Here is a 26,694-nt window from a genome sequence, read left to right as displayed (position 1 = left end):
TTGCTGTCCGTTGTACACTTAAACTTGCGTGCCGCTTTCGGCGTTAAATCCTGACGCTTCATGCTGGCTGCAATGGTTTTAACATTATGGCTATTACCGTTCTCAGCGAGTTCTTTCTGGATACATCTTGAACCATCTCGACCTTTACTGTTGTCAAAAGCATCTTTGACCTTTGTATCAAGCTCTTGACGAATTGTCTCGCGCTGGATGGCCTTGTGGCGATGCTTAATCCAATAATAAAACCCACTTCGAGAAACCCTGAATACCTTAACCATGCGGACAACACTGAAGCACAGCAAGTGTTCAAGCATGAATTCATAGCAATCTACTTTAGATTTTTCGCGAAGTAGGTGGCGGCCTTTTTTACGATATCTAGCTCTTCTGCTTGTTCTGCCAACTGTCTTTTGAGTTTGGCTACTTCAGCAGCTAGCTCTTGCTCTCGCTGACGCAGCGACTCCCACTTTCTCTGCTAGCTTCAGAGTTTCGGCTTTAAATTCAGGAGAACGGATAATACGTTTCTTCTTGTTTGTCATGATTCACCTTGTTAGTGATTGTACTCACTTAACTCGGTGTCCAAAACTGGTGGTGCGGATCAGTTGAGCGCCATTATGAAATTTTGGATGTTCAGGAATAATGAGGCGAGCCATTCTGTGTCAAAGTTGACTCAAATAGTGTTTTTTGCCCAGTTGGCGACTTTACGTTAGCTTACCTATTAATTTAAACCGTTTAAGGTAAAGAAATGACGAGAAGAATATTCGTATTGCGCCATGGTGAAACAGCGTTTAACGCAGACAAAAAGTTACAAGGTCACTGTAACTCCTCACTGACATCGAAAGGCAGCGACCAAGCAAGACGCGTTGGCACGACGCTCAAACAGTATGTTGAAAACCGTCCTTTCCGCGTCTACTCCAGTACGCTTGGGAGAGCACTGCAAACATCGAAAATCGTATGTGAAGAGCTTAACTACTCGTATGAAAACCTCAACAAAGACCCTAGGCTAAAAGAGTTTTCTCTTGGTGAGTGGGAGCAAAGAACGATTCCCAGCCTAGAGCAAGAAATTCCCAACTTATTGGCTCAAAATGACTGGTACCTTCAAGCGCCAAACTGTGAAACTTATGAGTCGGTAAGGGAGCGTTTGTCCTGCTGGCTGAGTGATGTAACGCATGACGAAGACATTGTCGTTGTGAGCCATGGGCTAACAGGCATCGTGCTGAGAGGATTGCTGTTGGGTATGGATTACACTCAAGTTTGGCAGCAAGATTTACCTCAAGATGCGTTTTTCATTATCGAAGATGGTCGAATCACTCGTGTCAACTGTATGGATGCTGTTGAGGTAGTCTAACTCGGTTTGTTTCTGTTTGCGTCCACTTGATTTTGGTCAGTAATCAAAATAACTTAGTACACTGGCTTACAGAAAATACGCTTGCAAGGCTGATCATGGACGATTGGTCTCAAATGTACATTTATAGAATGTAATTCAAGGATGGATGATGACGTACAAAAAGAGGCTTTTTGCCGCAGCGCTGCTTTTAAGTGGCCCAACTTTACTGCCTTTTACTCTAGAGGCTATTGTGTTGATAGAAATCATTGGAGTGGCGGGAGTGGTGGCACTTTGTAGCGCTTATTCACAGTGGCTTTTTAAACATCCGTTAACGGGTCGGGCTTGTGAGGTCGCGATGAGCCTAGATATTCAGCCTCAAAGAGTTATCACCAAACCAGATTTACGCTCTCTGCCTTATTTGTTTCCGCACTATTTGCCAATCAATACGTTGTTAGTGAGCGCGATTGTGACCACGTTTTTGGTTCGTCTGTCTGGAGTACTGTAATGATGCTTTCAATACGCAGCTATCGCGCTGATGATGCGCCAACACTATGGACGCTCTTCTACCATACGGTTCGAGAAGTAAACTGCCGCGATTACCAAACAGATCAAGTGAAAGCTTGGGCTCCCGATGATTTTGAACCACAAACTTGGCAAGCGAGGATGGACACCATCACCCCATTTATTGCCGAAATTGAAGGTGAGATTGTCGGTTACGCGGACTTACAGCCAGATGGTTACATTGACCATTTCTTTTGCCATCACCAGCATCAAGGGACAGGTGTTGGCCGCGCATTGATGGCTCATATTTTCTCTCAAGCGGAGCCATTAGCGTTACCGTATTTGTACTCAGAGGTCAGTATCACTGCTCGTCCGTTCTTTGAACGAATGGGATTTAAAGTGATTAAACATCAAGAAGTTGAAGTGAAAGGGCAACACTTAACTAATTATGTGATGAAGAAGTATCTATCGCGTAATTAGTGAGCTTGGACACAGATAAGAGATGTTTTCTGATGTGAATTCCAGTTCATTGATCTAAGACCAAAATTTCGTTTCAAAACAGTGTACATAATCTCTACTCAGAGTTATCAAACAGGTATGTTTCTATCTCACAACCGCAAAGTTGTTCATAAAAATCAGATTGATAGAAAGATGACTGAATGTGGCTCGAAATGCCTAATGTCATGGCCAACCAACTCAGGAAGAGTAGTAGTACTATGCGCCCATATCTCAAATACATCATCCCAACGGTGATTCCGTTACTTATTTGGCTGATGCCTTTGTCAGCGTTTCCTTTTGACGGCATCACCATCGTCCAACAGCGAGTTATCGCGATCTTTTTGCTGGCTGCGCTCTGTTGGGTGTTCGAGCCTATTCCGATTTATGCCACGTCGGTGGTGATCATCGTGCTTGAGTTATTGCTCGTTTCGAACAAAGGCGTTGTCTTGTTTCGAACACAAGAAGGGCAACCTCATTTTGGCGAACTACTGCAATACCACGAAATCATGGCTACCTTTGCAAGCCCAATCATCATGCTGTTTTTAGGTGGTTTTTTCTTAGCAATGGCCGCAACCAAATATCGTTTGGATGTGAACCTCGCTAGGGTGTTGCTCAAGCCGTTTGGGCAAAACCCTAAGTTTGTCATGTTAGGCCTGATGCTGATCACCGCTATATTCTCGATGTTTATGTCGAATACCGCGACCACCGCGATGATGTTGTCGATATTAACGCCAGTTATCGCCGTGTTTGGGCCTAAAGACCCGGGTCGAATTGCATTCGCGCTTTGTATTCCTGTTGCAGCGAACATTGGTGGTATTGGTACGCCAATCGGTACGCCACCAAACGCGATTGCTTTGAAATACCTCGTGGGTGATAACTTGATTACTTTTGGGGAGTGGATGGTGTTCGGCGTACCATTTGTGGTGATCATGATGGCGCTTGCTTGGCTTCTGATAGGTTATTTATACAAAGCCGAGCAGACGAAAATTGATCTGAACATCAAAAGTAAGTTCCTAAAAACACCAAAAGCGATGATTGTTTACGTCACATTCGCTGGCACCATCATTCTTTGGTTGATGGGCTCAGCGCATGGCATGAACTCATACACCGTCGCTTTAATTCCGGTTGCCGTATTCTCGCTGACAGGGATCATCAACAAAGAAGACCTCAAAAAGATCTCTTGGGATGTGCTTTGGTTAGTCTCGGGTGGTATTGCTCTCGGTTTAGCGCTCGACAAAACAGGGCTTGCGAAGCTGGTGGTGCACAGTATTCCATTTGATGAATTCTCGCCTTATGTGGTGCTATTCGGCGCGGCATTCCTTTGCTTACTAATGGCAAACTTCATGTCGCACACGGCCACAGCCAACTTGCTGATGCCAATAATGGCTGCACTTGGTACGTCCATGGCTTCTTTGACGCCATTAGGTGGTGAAGTCACGCTTATTCTTGTTGTGACCTTCGCGGCTTCGCTTGGTATGTCACTGCCTATCAGTACACCGCCTAACGCGCTCGCGCATGCCACTGGCCATGTAGAAAGTAGCCAAATGGCGAGAGTAGGTGCGGTACTTGGTATTGTTGGTGTGCTGCTAAGCTTTGTGATGGTGTGGATTCTTCATACGGTTGGGCATATTGGGTAATACATGTACGAAACCAAGTTAGATGCGTTAGTAGAACGCTACTTTAATCATATCGAACGTCGGCTGACTGTGTTGGCCGGCTCCGTATTGATCGAACAGCAAGGCTACAACGACCGTCTATATTATGTGCTCTCTGGCGAGCTTGCTGGCTTCTATGCGGACGAAGACAGAAAACCCATTCAGGTATTTTCTGCCTCTCAAGGGGCATTTATTGGAGTACACAGTTTTTTTTCAGGAACATGGACTGCCTCATCTACGGTGATTGCACAAACCGATGTAGAACTTGCGTGGATAGAACGCGATACGCCAGCCGTTGCAGAAGAAACTTACGGGCCATTAACCACACAGTTTATGCCCGTTATGGTGAATGAGTTGTCTCGCCGTCAGCGCCGCGCGATGCAAGAAGCGATAGCCAAAGAGAAGGCGCTGCAAAAGCTCCACACCGCAGAGCAGATGACAACACTCGGTCAGTTAGCCGCAGGTATCGCACACGAACTTAACAATGCGATTGGTGTGGTCAGCAGTAAATCGGAGCGTTTAGAGTCCGTCATCATGACGCTGCTTGAAGAAGTGCACCCAGAGGCGAGTCAGTTCTTTGATTTTGGTTTGATGCAAGGGCAAAAAGTATCGTCTAGTGAAGCGAGAAAGCGCGGTCGTCATTTCGAAAAATATTATGGGTTGCCTAAAGAGTTGGCACGTGATTTAGCGCGAGCCGTGCCAAATAACTACCTCTCGGAGCATTGGTTGAAAAGGCCAGAAGAGGCGATTCGTTATTGGCAAGTTGGGCGAGACCTGCACGACTTGCGTATCGCGTCTATGCATACGGTGGGCATTGTTCGTTCCGTTAAGCAATTGGGCAGAACGGATATCGATCTTGATGAGGCCATCAACATTAACGATTCGATAAATCGGGCATTGGCGTTGCTGCAGAGTGATTTGAGGCGCGTTAGTGTGCGTTTCAGCCCTGCAGAACTGCCGGTTTTTATTGGATCGCAAACTGAGCTTGTTCAAATTTGGGTGAATATTTTAAAGAATGCGTGCGATGCGATGATCAACATTGAGTCGCCGACCATTGAGATTCATACACGCGTGAGCAAAGGAAAGATTTTAGTCACGATCGCCAACAACGGCCCTGAAATTGATGAGGCCACACGCCGAAAAATATTTAGGCCGAACTTTACAACGAAGAAGGGCGGATTGTCTTTTGGGTTGGGGCTTGGACTCTCGATCGTTAAACGAATTATTGCAGGTTACAACGGTTCCATTGTCGTAAAAAGTGACATTGAAAAGACCATTTTTAGAATCAAATTACCGGTAGAGGGTGAACATGGAGAAGCTTAATTTAATTTGCGTTGATGACCAACGAGAGGTGTTAAGCGCGGTTCTACAAGATCTAGAACCGTTGAATAAATGGCTGAATATTGAGGATTGTGAGTCTGCTGATGAAGTGCTTGAGCTGATGGATGAGCTTGATGCAGATGGTGAAATGATCGCGTTAATTATTTCGGATCACGTGATGCCAGGTAAAACGGGTGTTGAGCTGCTGACGGAAATTTCCAAAGACAGCCGCTTTGTTCGCACTCGCAAAGTCTTGTTGACTGGGCAGGCCACGCACACTGATACGATCAATGCGATTAACTCTGCGGGCATCGATCGCTATTTCGAAAAGCCTTGGCAAGCCAATCAGTTGATTGAGTGCGTAAGAAACCTCGTTACACAATACATTTTTGATATGGGGCTCGATTACACGCAATATCACGAGCACTTAGATCAAAACGTTGTGTTTGACCGCTTAAGATAGGTGGGTAAAGTTAACCTGAGTTTTCGCCACAGCCACGTTCTGTTCTGTTTCGATGTAAAAACCGGTAACTAAACGGTGGCTGTGCGGAACAGGTGAGAATTCCAAAATTCGAACTATGAATTCAATGAATATCGGCTAGCACTTGCGACAGATAAGGGTTTTGAGAACCAGTAACCTTGTAAATAGTCGACGCCCATCTGAGTAAAGAAGTCGCACATCTTCGCATCCTCAATGCCTTCAATCACTACCTCAATATTATTCTCGTGGCACATTGCAATCAAAAACTTTAGGTACTCTCGCGAAGAGTGGTTTGTCAGCGTTTTCCAAGCCATCGATTTATCGATTTTTATCTGCGTCATCGGTAAATCAAAGAAGCAGTTTAAAGAACTGTACCCGGAACCAAAGTCATCCAAAGACAATGCAAAGCCCAATTCACGAAGCGTGTTTAAGGGGGCCATAGCCGTTTGGTTGTTATCCAAAATGAATGTTTCGGTGAGCTCTAGCACGACAGACTGAGGTGCGACGCCAGCCTCGTCAGCCATGGCTTTGATTCTTGAGGGAAACTCACCATTCATAAGCTGCAGAACGGAGACGTTTACGTTCACTCTTACTTCATTTTGGTAGCGTTCACGGTATTGCTTTATGAACTGACAAGCTTTCGCGAACACTTGATAGCCTAGCTCGACGATCAAGCCTTTGTTCTCGGCTACGGGAATAAACTCATCGGGATAAATTTCGCCAAACTCTTTGCTACGCCAACGAACGAGAGATTCAAAACTCACCACTTCGGAGCTTTTTGCATTAATGATTGGTTGAAACTTCACACTCAAGGTTTGCTTTTCTAGTGCGCTTTTCAAACCTTGTTCGATAAAAAAGTAACGATCTACCGCGTGTTGAGTGCGTTGGCTGTAAATGGCAATCCTATCTTTATTTTGTTCACTGGCGTATTGGCATGTTCTTGCAGCTTTACGCAAAATTTCATCCGCAGAGTGCGCAGGGTCGATACAAGGGTACAAGCCAATGCTGATGTTACTGCCAAGATACTGGCCTTCTTCCACCACGGCTTCGTGATAGGTTTGTTTTATCGTCTCGGCATAAGCTTGAAGCGTGTCTATTGAGCAATCGTCCTGAATTAAAATTGCGAAATCGTCATCATGTACGCGATACACTGAGCAGTTGGGGGATGGCAGATGACTGAGCGTTTGCAGCAGCTTTTCCACCAAACCATTGACCAGTTCATTGCCGTACTGGTTCAGATAGGATTTGATCTCATTGATTTGGATGTAGCAAATCGACGTTGGCGTGTCTGTCGAACAGACGTGTTCTTCAATATCAAGCAGCAAATGCGCGCGGTTTGCCATACCTGAGGCGTTATCATGGAACGCGACTTGATGAATGTAGCTTTCCATTAATTTACGTTCAGAAATGTCGCGATGGCTACCCACCATATAATGGCCATGCTCAGTTTCTTTGGTCATCGCAACGCCTTCAATCCAAACGTATTGCCCGTTGGGTTTGCGCAGGCGGTAAGTGGTTGTGACGCGCTTATTGTCGGTATTAATGTGGGCATCGACGCGCTTGGACAATCTTTCCCTATCCAACGGATGCACCAAATCCAACCAACGATCTAGGTTGATGCGTCCAGCATTGATTCCAAGTTGCTCATAAAATCCCTGATTGTAGAAAACCATCGTCCCGAACTCGTCCATGTAGAAAAGGCCTTCGTTGAACACATCAAAGATATGAATAAAGCGTTCTTCGACGATCTTGAGAAACTCGCGATCATTGTCTGAGGCCTGTTGATCAAAAATGGTGGTCAAGACATGTCCTCCTCGTGCCTTACTGGCAACAGAGATGAATGGGCGTTCCTGTAACAGGGAAATGAAGTAATCATGCGCATTATTAAGATACAAATGTTAATTTAAAATAGTAGACAGTCATGTTCTTGCGCTTTCAAATGAATAAAACTTCGTTCAGTTTAACTTGCTGATCATCGATATTTATAAAACTTAGTCAACAGTAAATCGTTTTTATATGAAATAGTTATTGATGCATTCCTCAAATTATTAAAATTAGTTAATAATGCTGTCATTTCTTGAGCTAAGTCCATAAAAATAAAATGGTTTTATGAAGTAAATCGCTCTGTTAATTGACTGAATACTCATTAATTGAAATGAATTGAGGATTCTTATAACAGCTATGCGCGATATCTTTTATAATGCACGCGTTACCTAATAGTATTTAATAAATGTCACCATATGCAGTACAACCCAGAAGACTCAATTAAAATTGCAATCGCAGATGTTGCTGTCGGCATGTTTGTTACCGCGATAGAGCATAACAAACGAGTCAATTTAGCCAATGCTGGTCGAGTTTCGAGCGCAGAGGGCATTAAAAAGCTTCGCGCAAGTGGCGTGGAATTCGTTTGGGTTGATCAATCACTTTCTGCTCAGCAGTGCGTATTCAAACCCGTCGAAGAACCTATCGATATCGAAGTAGGGGATAAAACGCTTTCCGTATCAAGCAAAGTACAACGTGCGTATCGCTCGCGAGAAGTCCAACACAAGCGTGCTAAAAAGCTGATTGCGGAAGCAAAAGGCCTAGCGCAGAAACTTCTCAACCAAACTTTTGAAGGCAAAGTGATCCAAGTCGACGAGGTTGAATCGTGGGCGGATGACATGATCGAAAGTGTATTCATTGATTCAGACGCTTTACAGTGTGTTTCTGCATTGCGTCAGAAAGATTCTTATTTACTCGAGCACTCAGTAAATGTCGCTTGTCTGCTGGTTTCGTTCGGCAAACATTTAGGCTTAGACAAAGACACCCTCAAGCAATTGGCGATTGGTGGTATCATTCACGATGTGGGTAAAATCAAAGTGGACGATAAAATTCTTCACAAGCCAGCGCGCTTAACGCCAGAAGAGTTTGAGCACATGAAATTGCACCAAGTCTTCGCGGGTGAGATCATCGTTGAAGTGAAAGGGTTGAGCGATGTCAGCCGAGACGTGTGTTTAATGCATCATGAAAAGCTTGATGGAACGGGGTATCCGCGCGGACTATCGGGCGACGAGATTCCGATTCATGGTCGCATGAGTTGTATCGTCGATATATATGATGCACTCACCGCTGATCGTTGCTACAAAAAAGGCATGAGCTCAGCAGAAGCATTTAAGATTTTGCTCAGTCTAACGCCTTTCCATCTTGACCCTGATCTGGTTTACAAGTTCATTAACTGCATTGGTGTGTATCCAGTAGGTTCTATCGTGGAACTCAGTGATGGCCGAGTGGGTATTGTGTGGTCTTCGAATCCATCTCAAGCGTTAAAGCCAGAAGTGAAATGTTTCTACTCCCGTAAGTACAAACGATACATTGATGTCGCGATGGTGGATTTAAAAACAAGTACGCACAAAATTGAAAGAGCGATAGCGCCTTCATCTTTAGAAATCGATCCAAAACCGTTCTATGACTAAGTCGGTGCTTAGCTTGAATCATTACTGACTATTTTCTTTACACTATTGCATATAGCGAGTATTTTGGTTGCATAATTAATGCGCAATTTGGGTTGCGCATTTGCCTCAAAAATACGTTTCAAGGATAGAAGCGTCGATGTTACATCACTTAGCTTTAGGCTTAATATGTGGCATCAAACCATGATTGGAAAGGAGCGCCAATGCAACTCGATACTTGGATTTACTACACTCTCGCGATACTCGTTCTCACTGCTTCTCCTGGGCCAAGTTCTCTACTTTGCTTAAGTAAAGGCGTCAGCAGTGGTTTTCGCCTCGCACTGACGACGGCTCTAGGCAGTTTAAGCGCGATTACCATCATTCTTACCCTTTCTTTTACCGGTTTAGGTGTTGTGATTGCGTCTTCTGAGTTCGTGTTTAACATCATCAAATGGTGTGGTGCGGCATATTTGATTTGGTTAGGCATTCAAGCATTTCGATCAAAACAAAACGATTTTTCGAAGTCCGACTCTGCACAGGTGTCAACCAGCCACGTCAGCGCCTATACCAGTGGTTTTATCGTTGGTTCCAGTAATCCGAAAGCCATTATTTTCTTTACGGCACTATTCCCACAATTCATTGACCCAACCGCTTCGCTGTTGACCCAATATGCGATTTTCGCGGGTACGTTCGTAGTATTCGAATTGAGCTGGTTAACCTTTTACGCCTTATTAGGGGTGAAAACATCCAATTGGTTATTTGAAGCAGGACGAGCTAAGTTGTTCAATCGCTTAACGGGTGGAGTGTTTATCAGTGCTGGTGTGATGCTATCTACGGCGAATCGCAGCTAGATTGTGAGATAACCCCTAATTTAGGGATAGCTTATTTCCAATATGGAAATTAACGGTTTGTTTTTTTTCATTAGTGGCAAGGCTTGACTAGGCGTAAAATTCACTCTAGCCCTTTAGGGGTAATGGTCTGTACCTACCCAGATCCAGATGTCGTGGTCTTTTTTGCAGGAACATCCTTGATGACAAGCCTATCTGAACTCCAACAGCGTTTTCTCAATATCGCAACTGACGGCCGTTTGTCTCCGAAACAGAAGTCTAACTTCCTCGCTTTAGAAGCCGAAGCATGTATTCCATACATGCCCATTTCTGAAGCACTTCGTGAAGCGATGAGCGATGGCGTAATTTGTGACATGTTTGAAGGTCATGCGCCTTTTAAACCGCGTTACGTTTTACCTGACTATGCTAAGTTTTTATCTCAAGGCTCTGAATATTTGGAGTTGTCACCTGCAGAAGATTTTGATGATGCGCTAAATATGCTTACCATCATCTATCATCATGTGCCGTCTGTTACCAATATTCCGGTGTATTTAGGGCAGTTAGACGACGTCCTGATGCCTTATGTAGGCGACCAAACTGAAGCGCAGATTTACAAAAAACTTCGACATTTCTGGATCATGCTGGATCGCACGTTGCCGGATGCCTTCATGCACGTGAATATCGGGCCGACAGACAACATTATCTGTCGCACTATTTTACGTGTGGACGCAGAGCTCAAGCAAATTGCACCAAATCTCACGTTTATGTACGACGAATCGATCACACCAGATGATTTGTTACGTCAGGCGACGAAAAACATTTGTGACTGTAGCAAGCCTCATATTGCGAATTACCCAATTCACGCAAATGCTTATAACGGAGCGCGGTTTGGTATCGTCAGTTGCTACAACTCACTCCCGCTAGCTGGTGGTTCAAACACGCTTGTACGCATGAATCTAAAAGAAGTGGCGAAACGTGCAGCAAGTCGCGACGATTTTTTCAGTAATGTATTACCGACGTATCATCAACTAATGACGGAGTTGATGGATGCAAGAAGCTCGCACTTGCATGAACAATCACAGTTCTTCCAAGGCTTCTTAACCCAAGAAGGCTTGATTGAAGAGTCACGCTTTGCGCCAATGTACGGCATTTATGGCATGGCTGAAGCGGTCAACTTACTTCTTGAAAAAGAAGGGCAAACCTCCCGCTACGGACAAGACGAACGTGCAAATGCATTAGGCCATGAGATTTCAGCGACACTAGCGACATTGGTTGATTCTACGGCTGTGAGATATGGCTTAGAGGGCAAAGCGTTGTTGCATGCTCAAGGTGGTATCAGTCTCGATCTGGATGTAACGCCAGGTGTGCGCCTTCCTTACGGTAACGAGCCAGACCCTGTTACTTATGTACAAGCAACTGCGGCGCATCATCAATATTATCGAGCGGGTATCAGCGATATTCTAACGATTGATGAAACGGTGAAGTCAAACCCAGAAGCCATGTTCAATTTATGCAAGGGTGCGTTGAACGCAGGGTATCGAGAGTTCACCGCAAACGTCGCATCGAATGATTTAGTTCGAGTGACCGGTTATATGGTGAAGTTATCTGATATCGCGAAATACGATGCGGAAGGTTCCCGTACTAATACGACGTTTTTGGGCGCTGAAGCGGCGAAAAACACTGGAATTTTAGAGCGTTCACCACGAGTGGTGAGCCAAGAAATGTCGCCAGTCTACAAGTAACTGGTGACGGAAAGAACAAGATGTCTAGACGAAGTGAAAGCCTTTTGGCAAAAGTAACTCGTATCCTTCCTTTCTCTTGTGTTGATGGGCCAGGAAATCGTCTAGTCATCTTTCTACAAGGTTGTAACTATCAGTGTTTGAACTGTCACAACCCTCACACTATCAACCATTGTAATCACTGTGGTGATTGTGTTGCAGAGTGTCCGGCAGGTGCATTGAAGTTCGACGAAAGCAACAACGTTGTTTGGCTTAAAGAGGAGTGCACCCACTGCGATCATTGTATAGAGATATGTCAGAACCAATCTAATCCAAAAATTACTGACTACTCTGTGGCGACAATGCTCGATTTGATACGAAAACAACGCTTTTTTATTAGCGGTGTGACGGTATCCGGTGGGGAATCTACCTTACAACTTCCTTTCATTATTGAGCTGTTTAAAGGGATCAAGCGGGATCCTGAACTACAGCATCTCACTTGTTTCATCGACAGCAATGGTTCATTGTCAGTCTCGGGCTGGTTGCGTGTCTTACCTTTTATGGATGGCGCAATGATTGATTTAAAATCGTGGCAAACCGACACACATCGTTGGTTAACTGGCCGAGAACATCACCGAGTCTTTCAGGCGATTGAGTTTCTTGCAGAACAACAAAAGCTGTACGAAGTGCGTCTTCTGCATATTCCTGGTAAAAGTGACTTAGATACGGAAATCGAATCGGTAGGGCGGTATCTTAATGCGCTTCCAAGCTCGGTACACGTTCGCCTCAATGCCTTTCAACATCATGGCGTGGTGGGAGATGCATGTAGCTGGGACAAGTGTTCAAAAGAAGAGATAGAGCAACTAAAGGAACAGCTTGGAAAGTTTGTTGATCGTCCTATCGCGGTCCCTTCCGTGTTCGTTTAGAGCAGCCTCTAATCTTTACACACTTAGGATTGCGCGCGGTTTACTTATCGCAGCCTTCGAGCTCTTTACAAGCATCAAGCAACTGTTGTTGTAGCCATCTCAGAGCAGGATCATTGAGACTCGCTCTGTTCCACACCAAGCTGTAAGCCACTTGCCCGTAATCAAACGGTAAAGAGCGCTGCACTAAACCTTTCGCTTGATGCGCGACTCCCGCCCAAAGTTTTGAACACGTAAATAGATAATCGGAATGATGGCACATGACGGCTGCCGAACCGAAATCTGCCACACGCATCGCCATATTACGCTTTGAATGCTGCTGAGTAAGGTTTTGCTCGAAGTAAGGCTGAGAAAGATCTTTATCGTGAATCCCGATGTGGCGAGCGCAAAGATAACCTTCAATCGACAGGGGCGCTTTAGCTAACGGGTTTGATTCGCCCATTAAACATACCATTTCATCTTTCAAGATTGTTTGCCAAACCAAGTCTTTATTTTGAGTTGGCGGCTGGCTGATGTCATGCGGCAGCAGCAAAAAATCGACTTGTCCTCTCACTAGTGAATCAAAACTCATCTCTTCTTTTGCATGGACGCTTAAGTGAGCATTGTTCCCCAACTGTTGAGAAATGCGCGTTAACACGGGAGCAAACAGCTCAAAAGAACTGCCTCTCATCGACAGAGAAAACGTACCTTGATAATAAGCGGGGTTGAATGAACCTTGGTGCAATAGGCCGTTCATACTAGACAGAATACCGTGAATGGACGGGCCAATATTCAACGCAAATGGTGTGGGCACCAAACGCGTACCATCACGATAGAAAAGATCATCTTTGAGCGTTTCACGCAACTGGCTTAGCGTTTTACTGACACTAGAAGGCGTCACACAAAGTCGCTCTGCTGCCTGAGTGACACTGTGAGTTGTCAGCAATATGTGAAGGACGGTGAGGTGTTTTAAGCTAATGCGCGATAGAGCGATATAATCCATGAGAGCGATGATTTCTTGTGATTTCTGCCAGTATATCAGCATGAAACAAATTTTTACTATTGATCACTGAGTAAAAATAGCATCTTTTTCTTTGAGCTCAATGGAATAGCTTAAGGTCCATTGTTGGCTTTATTTGATAAAAGATGCTTGGCGGACTTGTCGTTTTACTTGCCGAATGTCTGAATATGCTTGATATAGAAGCGTTTCGAACGGGGATGCTCCTTAAGCCTACACTATAAACTTTTCCGAGTGATAAACAGAGGAGGGGTGAGATGGAAAGAATCCTTTAGAGCACAAATAAAGACACTAGTTTTTGTGTTGAAAAGAGTATTGTGTTGCAAACCAAGAGGTGCTTAACTCTAGATCCCTAAGTAACAGAGGTATAAATAATTAATGGACGACCCCTTTAGTCGACTGAACCCTTCTCCGTATCGCTTCCACTCTCAGGAGGCATACTCATGTTAGAACTTTTCATGCAACCTGAAGCATGGGTGATATTTGCCACCTTATTTGCTCTCGAAGTTGTTTTAGGCGTAGATAACGTCGTTTTTATTTCCGTTTTATGTGAAAGATTGCCATCCCACCAGAGAAAGCTTGCACGAAACCTAGGTATTGGTCTTGCGGTGTTAGCGCGTATTGGATTGGTGTTTTCTATCACATGGATCATGCAACTTACACAACCACTATTTAGCGTTGCAAACCATGCAGTGACAGGTCGAGATATGATAATGATCTTGGGTGGTGCGTTTTTGTTAGCGAAAAGCTTAAAAGAGCTTTGGAGCTGGTTAACTCACAACGAAACCGATCACTCTACCCATGTGCGCACGGGATTGGCGGTGGTTTTGTTACAAATCGTTGCGGTTGATGCGGTATTCTCGATGGATTCTGTCATCACAGCAGTCGGTTTAACAAGTGAAGTACCACTTATGGTTGCTGCAATTATTGCTTCTGCATTGGTCATGGTTATGACTGCTGAGAAGATCAATAACCTAGTTACCCGTTACCCTGGTTTCAAAACCTTAGCGCTACTGTTCCTAGTATTGCTGGGTGGCTTGCTGATGGCCGAAGGCTTCGCAATCCATATCAATAAAGGGTATGTGTACTTTGCGATGGCGTTTGGTTTGGTGCTGGAACTATGTCACATCCAACTAAAGAACAAACAGCGCCGAACTATCCAGCGAATCAGACCGATGCATCAACCAACCGTGATTTATGGTGCCCGATAACTTACTAATTTAGCCGCTCAAGAGAGCGGCTTTTGTGTGTGCTTTTCTTTCAGTTTTATTTGCTGATTCAGAATTTGTCGTTTCGACAAAAAGTTGTATTTGTTGCATTGGATTGAATTTTTTATATAAACCGTCCAATCCACACGAGTGAATAAAATAAATGAACAAGCTGATCGATGCGTTAGCAACGGATGGTTACTACATTTGGGATGACTTTCTTTCTGAAGGCGAAGTAACCCAATTACGTGATTGCATACCGGATAATTGGAAGAAAGCACGCATTGGTCGAAATGATGATGTGACCCGAATGGAATCAATTCGCAGTGACAAAATTCAATGGTTAAAACCAGCTATGGGCCAGCCAATCGCGAATTATTTGAGCAAAATGGAAGAGATTCGACAAGAGGTGAACCGCCATTTCTTCTTGGGTTTGTTTGAGTATGAAGCGCACTTTGCTAAGTACGAAAAAGGCGATTTTTACCAAAAACACCTTGATTGCTTTAAAGGGAACGAAAACCGTCGCTTAACCACGGTGTTCTACATGAATGAATCTTGGAGTGAAGAGGACGCGGGCGAACTGGTCGTCTATGACCTCAATGACAAAGAAATCGCAACAATCCCGCCTCGTGGGGGGCGTCTACTGGTGTTCTTATCTGAACAGTTTCCTCATGAAGTGTTGCCGACTAACGCGGAGCGTTTCAGTATAGCAGGCTGGTTCAGAATTAATGGTGTGAGAGATAACCTTCTGGATATCGCGAGCTAACATTTAAAAATGAAAAAAGGCAGCATTTGCTGCCTTTTTCTTAACTGAATCAACGAGTACTAGTTAGCACGTTTCGAAGAATACCAGTTGTTTTGATACGCTTTAGATGCAAACAACGCGTTTGCTTTTGCGCGGTCAATAACGGATTCATCGACCTCTAGCGGCGTCATCGTTTGGCTTTCAAAGTCGTATTCCATGGTCGACACTTTTTCGCCAGGAGAAAGTACAACCAAGTTATCTCGGGTTAAGTAACCGAAGTTTTTGTCGTACTGCATCATTGCGCGTTCATCTTCGCGAGCCAGTGGCTTAGTTAAGTCACGGCCAATCATCGGTGTTTTTGCGTCCACACCAATAAGAGACAGCAGCGTTGGCGGCATATCAATGTTGTTGGCGATGCGGTCATCTTTACGTGGTTGAATGTCTTTACCAATAATCAAAGCGGGGATGTGGAAGTGCTTAACAGGAACAAGGTTTGCACCAAATACACGAGCATCGTGGTCCGCAATTACGATGAAAATCGTGTCATCCCAGTATGATGATTTTTTCGCTTTGTCGAAGAACGTACCCAAAGCGTAATCTGAGTATTTCACCGCGTTGTTTCGCGTCATGTGCTCAGAATCGTATTGTTCGATTTTACCTTCTGGGTACTCATAAGGACTGTGGTTGCTTGATGTGAACACAAGGCTGAAAAAAGGTTTGTCGCCTTTTGAAAGACGCTCAAACTCTTCATCTGCTTTATTGTAAAGATCTTCGTCACTGACTCCCCAAGAGCCAACAAAGCCTGGGTTCGTATAGTTTTTCTCTTCAACAATTTGGTCGAAGCCATTGCCGAAGAAGAAGGTTTTCATGTTATCGAAGTTTGCTTCACCGCCGTAAATGAACTGTGTGTGGTAGCCTTGTTCTTTCAGCAAATCAGCAATAGTAAAGAAACCCGTTTGGCTCTTACTCAGTTTAACAACCGCGCGAGAAGGCGATGGCGGGAAGCCTGTTGTTACCGCTTCGATACCACGAACTGAACGAGTGCCCGTTGCGTACATTTGTGTAAACTGCCAGCCTTCTTGCATCAGTTCATCAAGGTTTGGTGTAAGAGGCAGGCCACCCAAAGAGCCCACAAACTGTGCGCCCAAGCTCTCTTGTAACAAGATAACCAAGTTTTTACGCTTGCCTTGGTACGTCGCTGGGTTGCTGTTCATGGTTGGTAGCAATGTAGGATCAAAGTCGACCTTCGTTGATGAAGCGCGAACGAGATCCAACATTTTTTGATTGTCCATCTTGCCGTAGAACTGCTCTGCGCTCTTTTCTGACTTCATATTGTTGACAGCAAATAGCAATGAGTAAGACGAATTCAGTGCTAAGTCGTTAAGCAGTGGATCGTTCGAAAACGCCACCATAGCAGGGTTAAGCGGACGGTGACCCAAAGACGAACGAGCGCCTGCAACACAAAGAAGCACAACGAAAATCGCCAAAAGAGGGCGCCATTTCCAATTGATTTGTTGCGCGCTATCGGTCAGTTTTTTGCTCCATTTCCAGCCTAAAACTAGCGTCAAAGCGGTGCCGATTGCACCAATAAACAGTTCTAGTTTGTAGCCAGTCCAAAGCATGCTCATCACTTCTTTCGGGTAGATGAGGTATTCAACAAACAGGCGGTTCGGACGTAGGTCATATTCTTGAATGAATGGTGCCGTTGCCAGCTCCATGTACACAAGAATCCATAGCCCAGTGACCATCCACAAGCGCAATACCCATTTCCAGCATTCTCCGACCTTGCCTTTTAGTGGCATGAAAGAAGAAAGCAGAGCAGGGAGGATGAACAACCAGCATAACGTTGCGATATCAACACGCACGCCTTGGCCTATGATGTAAAGGAAGTCGTTGAAGGATTCAATACGATCAAACTGCCAAAAGGCGAGTAAAATGCGTGATATGGACAAAAATGCAAGTGAAAACAAAGAAAAAACAGCGAGAGGCTGCAATGGCCCAAACATGGGTCTCTTAGACGAACTTTTCATATTTATTTTGTGATGGACTTAGTCGTGATGTTGTGTCGTTTCTAGCAAAGCGAGCGTGAAATAAACGTGAATTATAATGAAAATCTATGGACTGGATTGTAAGTATTCGTATGTCTATGTAAGAGTGGGAGGCGTCTCATGTCTGGGGCGAAACAAGGCGATAGAAGTGTGCTCCATATCGCCTTTTTAGTCGTCTTTTTTCGCTAGTACTTTGGGAATGCGACGACAAACGTGTTCTTGCCGTTTTCTCTCGGAATCAGCTCTATTATTGCGCTGTGTAGCGTGGCGATATCTTTGCAAATAGACATGCCCAACCCCGCACCATCGCCTTTTTCTGAGTGACCTCGGTAGAATTGTTCAAAGATCCTTTCTCGCGTTTCTTGTGGAATCTCCGGGCCAGTGTCGGAAACCAAGATTTTGATGGCATTTCTATTTTCTTGCACACTAACTTGGATTTCGCTGTGTGCGCCTGAATAGCGAATGGCGTTGTCTACAAGGTTACGGAACAACACTTCTAACAACATTTTGTCGCCAGAAAGCGCGACTTCCGCTGGTGAGAGGCTGATGTCTTGATCTTGTCTTAAAGCAAGTGGCGCTAAATCGGCGACGACGGTTTGCAGCAATGGCGTTAGTTCGACGTTGTCAAAGACGCGTTCAGATAAACTGTCTACTTTAGCAAGTGTAAGCAGTTGGTGGATGAGACGGTCGGTTCTTTCAATGCCTTGAAGGATGTTGTGTAAGTCTCCGCGTAGCTGCTCTGGATCATTACTTTCAAGAGCGTTTTCTACGTTTAGGCGCAGGATTGTCAGCGGCGTTTTGAGCTCGTGTGCGGCGGCTCGCGTAAAGCGCTTCTCTCTCTGCCACGCTTGTTCAAGTTCAGAAAGCAATGAATTGAGTGCTTCCACCAACGGAGCAAGCTCGGTTGTGTTGTCGGTAACATGAATGCGGTCTAAGCGGTGCACGTTTCGTTGCGTGATAGCCGTGCGCAGATCGTTAATTGGTCTGAAATATCTGTCAATCAGCCAGAATAGCAATAGCAGCAAAGTCGGCAATAGTAGTAACTGTTCGATGGACGTCGACAGAGCGATTTCATGGATGATCTCTTTACGTATCTTCTGCTTTTCAGCAACGACTACGTATTCGTTCTCATGCTCGGTCTGTGGTAATGAGAGTTGGAAAGTGCGCCACTGTACGCCGTCTTTGGTAATGTCGGCGTATCCGTTGTTATCAAAAGAAGAAGAAAGAGAACTCAGATTCGGAGTGGAACTCCAGATTAACTTGTTGTCACGGTAGAATTGAAAAACGAGATTCTGTTCGTAGGGGTGACCAAATTTGGTGGCTTTGTCTTCGTCGCTCTTTGCCAAAGAATCGATGTTCTTCATCCACTGGTCGAATAGCTCTCTGTGGTTGGCGAGAGTGTCCGTTTCGGTTGAAATGGACAGCGTCAGCAGCATCAGCTTAGCGGATTGCCCAAGCCTAGCGTCATAAACTTCTTCGACTTCGTGTTTGGCTGACTGAAAGCTGAAGTACAAAGATATAAGCAAAAGCGCACTGACTAACAAGCCAACCGAGAGCGTGAGTTGGCGTTTAATGGAGTAAGGTTTTTTATTTTTCAAGAATGTACCCCACACCACGAATGTTTTTGATGGCGACGTTGGGGGCTTTTTTACGTAGGTTATGAATGTGAACTTCTATCGCGTTATCGCTTGAACCTTCATCCCAGCCGTGTAGCGATTGTTGCAATTGCTCCTTACTTTGCACGCGTCCGGCGTTCGTCATCAAGCTGGTGAGGATTTTAAATTCATTGCGTGTGAGTTTAAGCGGCGCGTCATCGTAGCGAATGCTTTGTTCCGATAAGGATAAAGACAACTGTCCAACCTGAATGATTTCTTCTGCACTGCCAGATTGACGGCGAATCAACACACGCAAGCGAGCGAGCAACTCTTCGAGTGCAAACGGTTTTCCGAGGTAATCATCTGCGCCGCCATCAAGGCCTTGAACGCGATCGCGAATGTCGTCTCGTGCGGTAAGTATCATCACTGGGAGCTTAAATCCGCCTTTGCGAATATTACGCAGAACTTCCAATCCATCGATATCGGGTAGAGTGAGATCCAAAATCACGGCGGTGAACGCTTCTGTTTTGAGTGCGCTAGTCACGCCAGACCCTTTTTCCACCCAATCCACGGTGTACCCATGGCGACTTAATGAAGTCACCATGGATTGACCGAGTAGTTTGTCATCTTCTACGAGTAATAAGCGCATGGTTTATTTCAATCTCCCAAGAGTCGCTTCAATTTCCAGTTTTCGGCCTTTATCCGCCAAAGGTCGGTCAGGGCGAGGTGACGCCTGCATTGCGCGAGTCAAATACACTTTCGCTTCTTTGTCTCGACCTTCTTCTGCAAGGAAGTCTCCATAAAAATAGTTCGGATCGATGCCTTTTGGATTGATCTCTAACGCTTTTTTCAACATTTGTTCGGCTTTATCGTCATCACCAAAGCCAATTGGCCACCCCGGAACTTTGTAATACAAAGAACCTAAACTGGTGTATGCAGAGCCATCAAGCGTTTGCGGTGACGTTGCAATTACCCCTTCGAGTAAAGATTTAGCTTCTTTGGCGAGTGATAGTGCACCTAAGCCACCTTGAGCACCAGCCAGCGATGCTTTATTGATTGCCAGCCAAACAGTGAGTTCGGGATTGCCGGGTTCTCTGTCGAGATAAATACTGGTTTTGGCAATCGCACGATGGAAGCATTGTTCCTTTTCGTCACCGTCAGGCGTGCTGTACTGACATTCCGCCCATTTCTTTTGAACCTGTTGCAGTGGAGCATTACCTGCCAACGCAGCGGTCGAAGCTAACGTTGAACAAACCGTCAAAGCGCAAAGTAGTTGTTTGGTATTCATCGTCCATGTCCTCTTCAATGACTGACTCGGTTTACGTATTGGTGAATGGTTTCTTGTTGCTTACGAATCGCAGAAGAAACCACGCTTGGAAGCAGTTGATTGATGCGTGCAAAAAGTTTTTCTGGCCAACCAATCCATTTCGCGGAAATTTCTTTTTCCAATATGGTGACAACGTGATTGGCAACAACTTGCGGCGAGTCCGTTTTGTTACCCAGTTGTCGATTCATTTCATTGACGGCATCGCTATTGAGTGAGGTTTCTGTCGCTCTTGGGGCCAAATACAGCGCACGGATTCCGGTTGCGAACAGTTCTCTGTCGAGTGATTCGGTAAAACGGTGCAACCCCGCTTTTGCCGCGCAATAGGAGGTATAGCCAGGGTAGCCAATGGAGCCGAATGTGGAACCAATATTGAGAATCACCCCAGGCTGTTTTAACCACGTCAACGCCGATTGGCATAGCAGCATCGGCGCAACGAGATTGAGTTGGATTTCGTCTGCAATCTGCGTTGGTCGCTTGTGGCTTAACAACGAGAAATCGTTGCTGCCCGCATTGTTAATCAGTGCGTCCACCTTTTGATGTTGACGCGCTCGATCTTTAATCGCAGTTAATCCTTCTGATGAGGTGATGTCTGCAACGACTACATCATGACGTTCTGGATTTGACAGTTCACGCTGTAGTGTTTGCAAGCTCTCTTCGTTTCGCCCAACAAGAATGAGGCTGGCACCGCGTTTTGCTAACTCTTGCGCGATGGCTTGCCCAATTCCGCCCGTTGCGCCTGTCAGGAGAATGGTGCTGTTGTTAATGATCATGCTTCACCTCACGCCGCTTGTTGGGTTGAGAAGGAAGGCAAAGAGCGCAGCATTTGTCCGTACAGTGCAAACACCATTTTTGCAGAGTCGATGATGACTTGTTGATCTTCCACTTTGGTGATTTTGTTCATCAGTGATTCAAAAAATTGCAGATGATCTTGGTCTAACACGCTGTGTGAAATGAGATAAGTCATTGCTGAAGGCGGTAGGCTTAGCGTTGACTGGATTTTTTCTGCCATTTGGCCACCAATGCCGACGCTGGTGCCTTCTAATACCCACACCATGCCAAACAGCGCGAGTGGGTTGTGGCGGTCAATATTGTGGTAAAGGTAGGAAACCATCAATTCAATCGGCGCACCGACTTGACCTACATCTTTGTTGTTGCGCACCGCTTCGGCATCGCCGCCGCACGCTTTGATGTCATTTAAAATCCATTCTTGATGTCCTTTCTCTTCCTCGATGTACTCGGCAATGGCTTCTCGTACCCATTCGTATTCGCCAGATAGTCGGCCCCCACACGCCATCAGCAAGGGAACGGTGTGCTTAACGTGATGGTAAGCTTGGGTTAGAAAGGCGATATACATATCTTTGGAAATGTTGCCTTGTTGAACGTCTGCGATGACTGGCGCAGTTAACATTGCTTGTTGAGCAGCGGAAGTGCTTTGTTTGAGTTGTTCGAAAAATAAAGTCATAACCTTCTCCTTAAGAAGCCGTTAACTAAGATGCAGTTTGGAAAGACGTAATGTGTTGCTGAAAGGGCAAATCGATGCGTTGGATCTTTTGCGCTTGCAGCGTTAATTCAGGCGTTGTGCACGCTAATAACTGAGCCACATCATGTTCGATTTGATTTCGTTTGAGCTTGCCGTTATCCGTGTACCAACCAGAGATGGCTCGTGGGTTGTCCAGCAGCAATAAGGTTCGGATTTGAGCGTAATCGGGTAGGGTTCGGTTTAATGCATGAACCTTTGACTCGACGTCTTCGTTATTGGCAATGACAGCGCATAATGTTTGTTGGCTATCGCCTGTAACGATCAGCGGCGTCATCGGCAAAAACGCCAACGCTTCTGATTCAATCCATTCCGGTGAGACATTTCTACCATACGCGGTGACGATAAGGTTCTTCTTGCGTCCTGAGAGAGTAACAAAACCTTGCGCGTCAATTTGGGCTAAGTCGCCAGTTGCCAACCATTCTTGAGTAAACGGCTCATTCAAATAACCAAGAGCAACGTTGCCTTTGACAAGCAGTTCACCATCTTCCGCGATACGAATCTGAGTGTGCGGAAGTGGTTTGCCACACGTTCCTGCTTTAAATGCGCCTGGTGTATTCAAACAAACAACAGAGCCACATTCAGACAGACCATAACCTTCAAACGCAGGGATGTTCAGTGCATGCGCGGTGTTAATCAGTTGCGACGACACTCTTGCGCCGCCAACGGCGACAAATTTTAGAGAATCCACAAGAGAGGGCTGCTGTTTCGCGATCTGAATGAGCGCAAGCAATAAAGCCGGTGTTAGCACTAAGCTTTCTGGTTTGATGGTCGCTAATGCTTGTGCAAACAGACGCGGTTCGAATTGGCTTGAACCGAGTAAGCCAGTTTGCTCTCCGGGTAAAATAGATGACGTCACGCCCAACATGAGTGGAACATAAACGCCGGTTATGTTCTCGAGAAGTGTCGATAACGGAAGTAGCACTAAGTGCGAGTGCGCCGCGCTGTTTACTGCGTCGGCGAGCGATTTTGCCACCAAACACAAATGATCATTGCTTAAACAAACGCCTTTAGGCTGACCAGTCGAGCCCGACGTAAATGTGATTTTTCCGGTTTCTGGTAGATAAGCTACCTGTGTATCTTCATCTCCCAACTGGTTACGACGCAGCAAAGGCAAATTTGCAATGGAAAACGAATGGTCTTGCTGGTTAAAGCTTTGCTTAGGATGAGAAGCCAACCATGCTTGCCAATGGCCGACTAAAGCATCGACGCCTGATTGCTCTAACGTATGTTCAACTTGTGCATCAGAGAAAAAAGTCGGAATAGGTACGACGACTATGTCTGCCGCCATCGCCGCCAAATCAACAATGGCCCAATCGATGCTGTTTTCTGCGCGTAGCGCGAGTGCTTTGATGTTCTGTGCAATAAGCTCGGCGGCAACGAGTTCGATCTTGTTTAACAATTCAGAGTAAGTCAGTTCAACCGTTTGATTCGCTTCGTAGCCGACAAGTGCTACTCGATCTGGTGTCGTTTTTGCCCATTTTGTAATGGCATCGAGGAGAATATTCATACATCACCTATATTCTGCGTTGTGTTTAACCAAGTTGTTGTGGTTGTGTTTGCGTTTTTAACGACGTTTACTTTTCTATCTAGGCTTGTTTGCGTTTTCTTTCTTGGACTAATCGAAGACGCTCTAGTCCTTTTTGCAAATTGCCAGCTAACACACGCGGTTGATGTTCGTAGTATGACCCCCAAGTGGACTCGGCATCGGGGACTTTGTTTTGATCGGCCTGCGCGATGATATGAGGCTCCAATCCTAGGCGCGCCATCATGGCGTGGAGTGGATCTGTCGCGGTGAAGATGCACCATTCAAAACCGAGGTTGACCAGCATTTCTGCGATGAGGTAGAAGTGAAGAGATGACATGCCCTTAGCGAAAGATGCCAAGTGACCGAATTCCACTAAGTTCGAACGTTTTACGTCGCAGTTAAATACGTTAGAAACCAGCTTTTGGGCGTCGTCTTCTAAATACTGTTCAAGGAACAAGGGCTCATCTTCGGCGATGCGAAAGCCGCATACGGAAACAATTTGGCCGCCTTCAATGAGGGTTAAATACGCCGGCATAAATTGTTTTAGCTCGGCAAAGAATGCTTCTTGATAACGCTGAGAAACATGCTCGATAACTTGGCTCCAAAGCGGATGCATTGGATAAACGATGTCTAAAGTAAAGCCATCTGCAGAAGTTTGTGCATGGTGTTTCATGAGCGCTTCCTTTGTTTGAGTAGTTATCAACAAAATAAAACGCGAAACTTAAGAAATTCTTAAGGAATGAAATTTTGATAAATTATTTAACGAAAGGAAGGCTTAAATGGCAATGCCTTTTGGGGTTTTGTGCTGGTATGTAATTGATATTAATACGATGTTTTTTGAGTGATCTAAATAAAAAAGCCAGTCTAAATAATCGACTGGCTTTTCATTTTCTCACTGAGGAACTAAAGATACGCTAAAGCTTTAGCGGTTTCTTAAGGTTTTTGGGCGTTACATTGCCGCTTTCTTCGCTTCTTCAATCCAACCATCAAAGGTTGTTTGGTTGGCTTTAATCCAGCCATTTACGTGCGCTTCGATGTCTGCCGCGCTATTTTTACCTTGGCTCATCATCATGTTTTGAGCGCTGACATCATTGATATTCAGTTTGATGATTTCGAACAGTTTCGCTGCCGATGGGTTCTTCTCTGTGAACTCTTTGTTCGCGACGATGCGCATAGAGTTCATTTCAAAACCGTAGTTTTTGCCGTTTTTCAGTGTGGTATCGATGTCTTTACGTTCACCAGGAAGAGACGAGAATGGCACCTCTAGCCAAACGACGTCTTTACCCGGAACAAGTACGCCACTTACCCAATACGGTGTCCATGTGTAGTAAAGAATTGGGTCGCCTTTTTTGTAGCGGGAGATTGTATCAGCAATGATTGCGGCGTAGTTACCTTGGTTGTGAGTGACAGTGTCACGAAGTTTGAACGCGTCCAACTGATGCTCTACCACCATTTCACAACCCCAACCTGGGTTACAGCCGGTAAGATCGGCTTTGCCATCGCCATTTGCGTCGAATAACTTCGCCAATTTTGGATCTTTTAACTGACCAATGTTCGTAATGCCGTATTTCTCGGCGGTTTTCTTATCGATGAGGTAGCCTTGCGCTGCGCCACTGACGTATTGGCCTTCTCGGAAAAACTTATCATCACCACCTGACATGGTGTATTTGTCTGCATGGAGCGGGAACCAGCCAACCGCTAAGAATGTTGCGTCACCTTTCGCTATCGAGGTGTAACCGACGTTGTAATCCACTTCTTTGGTTGGTTGGACATCGTAACCCAAAGCTTCCAGAGCACGATTTACGATCAACGTTTGGAACGTCTCTTCAGCGACAGTGGACTGTACAGGTTGAACCGTGACGCCTTCACCCGGTAACTCTCCGGCAAAGCCGTAAGTCGAAAATGCGATTGTGCTTAGCGCGCCGACAGACAGCGCTTTCTTCCATGAATTATTCATTCGTATTTCTCCTAAGTTTTAGGTCGTTTTGGTTCTTGTTGGTTTTAAATTTGAGCAGATAAGAGATAGGGCCGGTATGGTACCAGCGAAGTTTGGTATTGCCGGCGTTGACGCCAAGCTCTTGTGTAATGCGATCCAACAAAATAGCGAGGATCACAATGCCTAAACCGCCGACAGCGGCCAGACCCATGTCCAGTCGTCCGATGCCTCGTAACACCATCTGACCCAAACCGCCCACGGCGATCATCGAGGCGATAACCACCATCGATAGAGAAAGCATCAAGGTTTGGTTGACGCCCGCCATGATCGTTGGTAGCGCAAGCGGCAATTGAATGCGATACAGCATTTGCTTTTTGTTTGCACCAAAAGAGTGACCTGCTTCGATAAGCTCTTCAGGTACTTGTTGAATCCCAAGAATGGTCAATCGAACCACTGGCGGAAGGGCGAAAATGATCGTCACGACAACGCCCGGTACGTTACCAATACCAAACAGCATCACTATCGGAACAAGGTAGACGAACGCCGGGGTGGTCTGCATCGCATCCAATATTGGTCTTACAAACTTGGCGGCGGTTTGGCTTCTGGCTAGCCAGATCCCCATGGGTAAGCCAATCAACAAGCAGAAAAACACCGATGTGAGCACCAAGGCGAGCGTGGTCATGGCTTGAGACCAAGCGCCGATCAAGCCAATGAACACTAACGATACTAGCGTTGATAAACCAAGTTTGAAGTTAGAAAACTGCCACGCGAGTAAAAATAGGATCAGCACCATAATCGGTGACGGCGTAGAGACTAACGCGGTTTCGAATGAGGACAAGATAAAATCGATCGGAACTCGTATGGCTTGAAAAACAGGGCGACCATGTTCAACGAGCCAATTCAACCCAGATTCTACCCAATTATCGAGTGGGAGAACGGCATCTTGAAATGGGTTCATGATATCGAAAGGTGTCTCTTGCACGGCTTCGCTGTTCAACCAATCGTTGTTAGTTGCGGCCTCACTACCTTGTGACCACGGGTCTTCTTGTGTTGGTGCGGCTTGCGACCAAGGATCGTTATTTGTTTGCTCTGTAGACATCG

General features: G+C 45.5%; 24 protein-coding genes and 1 pseudogene. 12 read left to right on the top strand and 13 right to left on the bottom strand.

Annotation, left to right across the window (positions count from 1 at the left end):
- Positions 1 to 533 (bottom strand): annotated as a pseudogene (locus UF05_RS25360) (IS3 family transposase); the annotation flags it as partial.
- Positions 534 to 739: 206 nt separating this feature from the next.
- Here UF05_RS25360 and UF05_RS23705 point away from each other — a divergent pair.
- The 6 genes from UF05_RS23705 (at position 740) to UF05_RS23680 (ending at position 5,758) form a co-directional block, all read left to right on the top strand.
- Positions 740 to 1,342: a histidine phosphatase family protein gene (locus tag UF05_RS23705; protein WP_029803315.1), complete on the top strand. Its 603-nt coding sequence runs from the start codon at positions 740 to 742 to the stop codon at positions 1,340 to 1,342.
- Between the two features lie 148 nt (positions 1,343 to 1,490).
- Positions 1,491 to 1,826 (top strand): hypothetical protein, encoded by a 336-nt coding sequence (locus tag UF05_RS23700; RefSeq protein WP_045545217.1) that lies wholly within the window; start codon positions 1,491 to 1,493, stop codon positions 1,824 to 1,826.
- Positions 1,826 to 2,302, top strand: coding sequence for a GNAT family N-acetyltransferase (locus tag UF05_RS23695; protein ID WP_078531500.1), 477 nt, complete (start codon positions 1,826 to 1,828; stop codon positions 2,300 to 2,302). Before UF05_RS23700 ends, UF05_RS23695 begins: the two co-directional genes overlap by 1 nt.
- Positions 2,303 to 2,538: 236 nt before the next feature.
- Positions 2,539 to 3,957, top strand: coding sequence for an SLC13 family permease (locus UF05_RS23690; protein ID WP_031854273.1), 1,419 nt, complete (start codon positions 2,539 to 2,541; stop codon positions 3,955 to 3,957).
- A gap of 3 nt (positions 3,958 to 3,960) precedes the next feature.
- On the top strand, positions 3,961 to 5,298 hold the full coding sequence (locus UF05_RS23685; protein WP_045545216.1) for a sensor histidine kinase: 1,338 nt from the start codon (positions 3,961 to 3,963) through the stop codon (positions 5,296 to 5,298).
- Positions 5,285 to 5,758, top strand: a complete 474-nt coding sequence (locus tag UF05_RS23680; protein WP_005454901.1) for a response regulator — start codon at positions 5,285 to 5,287, stop codon at positions 5,756 to 5,758. The genes UF05_RS23685 and UF05_RS23680 overlap by 14 nt, the downstream gene beginning before the upstream one ends.
- A 113-nt stretch (positions 5,759 to 5,871) precedes the next feature.
- Here the strand turns inward: UF05_RS23680 and scrG are convergent, their stop codons facing one another.
- On the bottom strand, positions 5,872 to 7,671 hold the full coding sequence (gene scrG, locus UF05_RS23675; protein ID WP_079879649.1) for a regulatory protein ScrG: 1,800 nt from the start codon (positions 7,669 to 7,671) through the stop codon (positions 5,872 to 5,874).
- A 345-nt stretch (positions 7,672 to 8,016) separates the two neighbouring features.
- Here scrG and UF05_RS23670 point away from each other — a divergent pair, with 345 nt between their 5' ends.
- From UF05_RS23670 to UF05_RS23655, 4 genes are all read left to right on the top strand, one after another.
- A complete protein-coding gene (locus UF05_RS23670; protein WP_025630864.1) occupies positions 8,017 to 9,228 on the top strand; it encodes an HD-GYP domain-containing protein in 1,212 nt (403 codons plus the stop codon).
- Between the two features lie 200 nt (positions 9,229 to 9,428).
- Positions 9,429 to 10,055 carry a LysE family translocator gene (locus UF05_RS23665; protein ID WP_025558822.1) on the top strand — a complete coding sequence of 209 codons (627 nt, stop codon included), beginning with the start codon at positions 9,429 to 9,431 and terminating at the stop codon, positions 10,053 to 10,055.
- A 179-nt stretch (positions 10,056 to 10,234) separates the two neighbouring features.
- Positions 10,235 to 11,773 (top strand): YjjI family glycine radical enzyme, encoded by a 1,539-nt coding sequence (locus tag UF05_RS23660; protein ID WP_045545215.1) that lies wholly within the window; start codon positions 10,235 to 10,237, stop codon positions 11,771 to 11,773.
- A 20-nt stretch (positions 11,774 to 11,793) separates the two neighbouring features.
- Positions 11,794 to 12,675 (top strand): YjjW family glycine radical enzyme activase, encoded by an 882-nt coding sequence (locus UF05_RS23655; RefSeq protein ID WP_045545214.1) that lies wholly within the window; start codon positions 11,794 to 11,796, stop codon positions 12,673 to 12,675.
- A gap of 40 nt (positions 12,676 to 12,715) precedes the next feature.
- Here UF05_RS23655 and UF05_RS23650 read toward each other — a convergent pair whose 3' ends face one another.
- Positions 12,716 to 13,654: a LysR family transcriptional regulator gene (locus UF05_RS23650; RefSeq protein ID WP_045545222.1), complete on the bottom strand. Its 939-nt coding sequence runs from the start codon at positions 13,652 to 13,654 to the stop codon at positions 12,716 to 12,718.
- A 458-nt stretch (positions 13,655 to 14,112) separates the two neighbouring features.
- On the opposite strand from UF05_RS23650, the gene UF05_RS23645 reads away from it, so the two are divergent.
- Positions 14,113 to 14,880, top strand: a complete 768-nt coding sequence (locus UF05_RS23645) for a TerC family protein (RefSeq protein WP_045545213.1) — start codon at positions 14,113 to 14,115, stop codon at positions 14,878 to 14,880.
- 160 nt (positions 14,881 to 15,040) lie between these two features.
- Positions 15,041 to 15,643 (top strand): 2OG-Fe(II) oxygenase, encoded by a 603-nt coding sequence (locus UF05_RS23640; RefSeq protein WP_025630870.1) that lies wholly within the window; start codon positions 15,041 to 15,043, stop codon positions 15,641 to 15,643.
- Between the two features lie 59 nt (positions 15,644 to 15,702).
- On the opposite strand, the gene UF05_RS23635 is transcribed toward UF05_RS23640, so the two are convergent.
- The 10 genes from UF05_RS23635 to proW all read right to left on the bottom strand — a co-directional run bounded on the left by UF05_RS23635 (position 15,703) and on the right by proW (position 26,692).
- On the bottom strand, positions 15,703 to 17,652 hold the full coding sequence (locus tag UF05_RS23635) for an LTA synthase family protein (RefSeq protein ID WP_045545212.1): 1,950 nt from the start codon (positions 17,650 to 17,652) through the stop codon (positions 15,703 to 15,705).
- A gap of 203 nt (positions 17,653 to 17,855) precedes the next feature.
- Positions 17,856 to 19,268, bottom strand: coding sequence for a sensor histidine kinase (locus UF05_RS23630; RefSeq protein WP_045545211.1), 1,413 nt, complete (start codon positions 19,266 to 19,268; stop codon positions 17,856 to 17,858).
- Positions 19,258 to 19,914, bottom strand: a complete 657-nt coding sequence (locus UF05_RS23625) for a response regulator (protein WP_005464355.1) — start codon at positions 19,912 to 19,914, stop codon at positions 19,258 to 19,260. Before UF05_RS23625 ends, UF05_RS23630 begins: the two co-directional genes overlap by 11 nt.
- Positions 19,915 to 19,917: 3 nt before the next feature.
- Complete coding sequence (locus UF05_RS23620; RefSeq protein ID WP_025524694.1) at positions 19,918 to 20,553, bottom strand: tetratricopeptide repeat protein; 636 nt, start codon at positions 20,551 to 20,553, stop codon at positions 19,918 to 19,920.
- Positions 20,554 to 20,567: 14 nt separating this feature from the next.
- Positions 20,568 to 21,362 (bottom strand): SDR family oxidoreductase, encoded by a 795-nt coding sequence (locus tag UF05_RS23615; RefSeq protein WP_045545210.1) that lies wholly within the window; start codon positions 21,360 to 21,362, stop codon positions 20,568 to 20,570.
- Between the two features lie 8 nt (positions 21,363 to 21,370).
- A complete protein-coding gene (locus tag UF05_RS23610; RefSeq protein WP_025630875.1) occupies positions 21,371 to 22,054 on the bottom strand; it encodes a TenA family transcriptional regulator in 684 nt (227 codons plus the stop codon).
- Between the two features lie 25 nt (positions 22,055 to 22,079).
- On the bottom strand, positions 22,080 to 23,639 hold the full coding sequence (locus UF05_RS23605) for an AMP-binding protein (protein WP_045545209.1): 1,560 nt from the start codon (positions 23,637 to 23,639) through the stop codon (positions 22,080 to 22,082).
- Between the two features lie 79 nt (positions 23,640 to 23,718).
- On the bottom strand, positions 23,719 to 24,330 hold the full coding sequence (locus UF05_RS23600) for a thermostable hemolysin (protein ID WP_005464330.1): 612 nt from the start codon (positions 24,328 to 24,330) through the stop codon (positions 23,719 to 23,721).
- A 276-nt stretch (positions 24,331 to 24,606) separates the two neighbouring features.
- Entirely contained in the window at positions 24,607 to 25,614 is a 1,008-nt protein-coding gene (gene proX / locus UF05_RS23595) for a glycine betaine/L-proline ABC transporter substrate-binding protein ProX (RefSeq protein WP_015296837.1), read from the bottom strand.
- The gene (proW, locus tag UF05_RS23590; RefSeq protein WP_020838946.1) at positions 25,607 to 26,692 is read right to left on the bottom strand and encodes a glycine betaine/L-proline ABC transporter permease ProW; all 1,086 of its coding nucleotides are present in this window, start codon (positions 26,690 to 26,692) and stop codon (positions 25,607 to 25,609) included. Before proW ends, proX begins: the two co-directional genes overlap by 8 nt.
- Positions 26,693 to 26,694 lie beyond the last annotated feature (2 nt).

This window comes from Vibrio sp. S457-15, from assembly GCF_000960545.1.
GTDB classification, from domain to species: Bacteria; Pseudomonadota; Gammaproteobacteria; order Enterobacterales; family Vibrionaceae; genus Vibrio; species Vibrio parahaemolyticus.
This window is presented reverse-complemented; position numbering and strand designations above follow the sequence as displayed.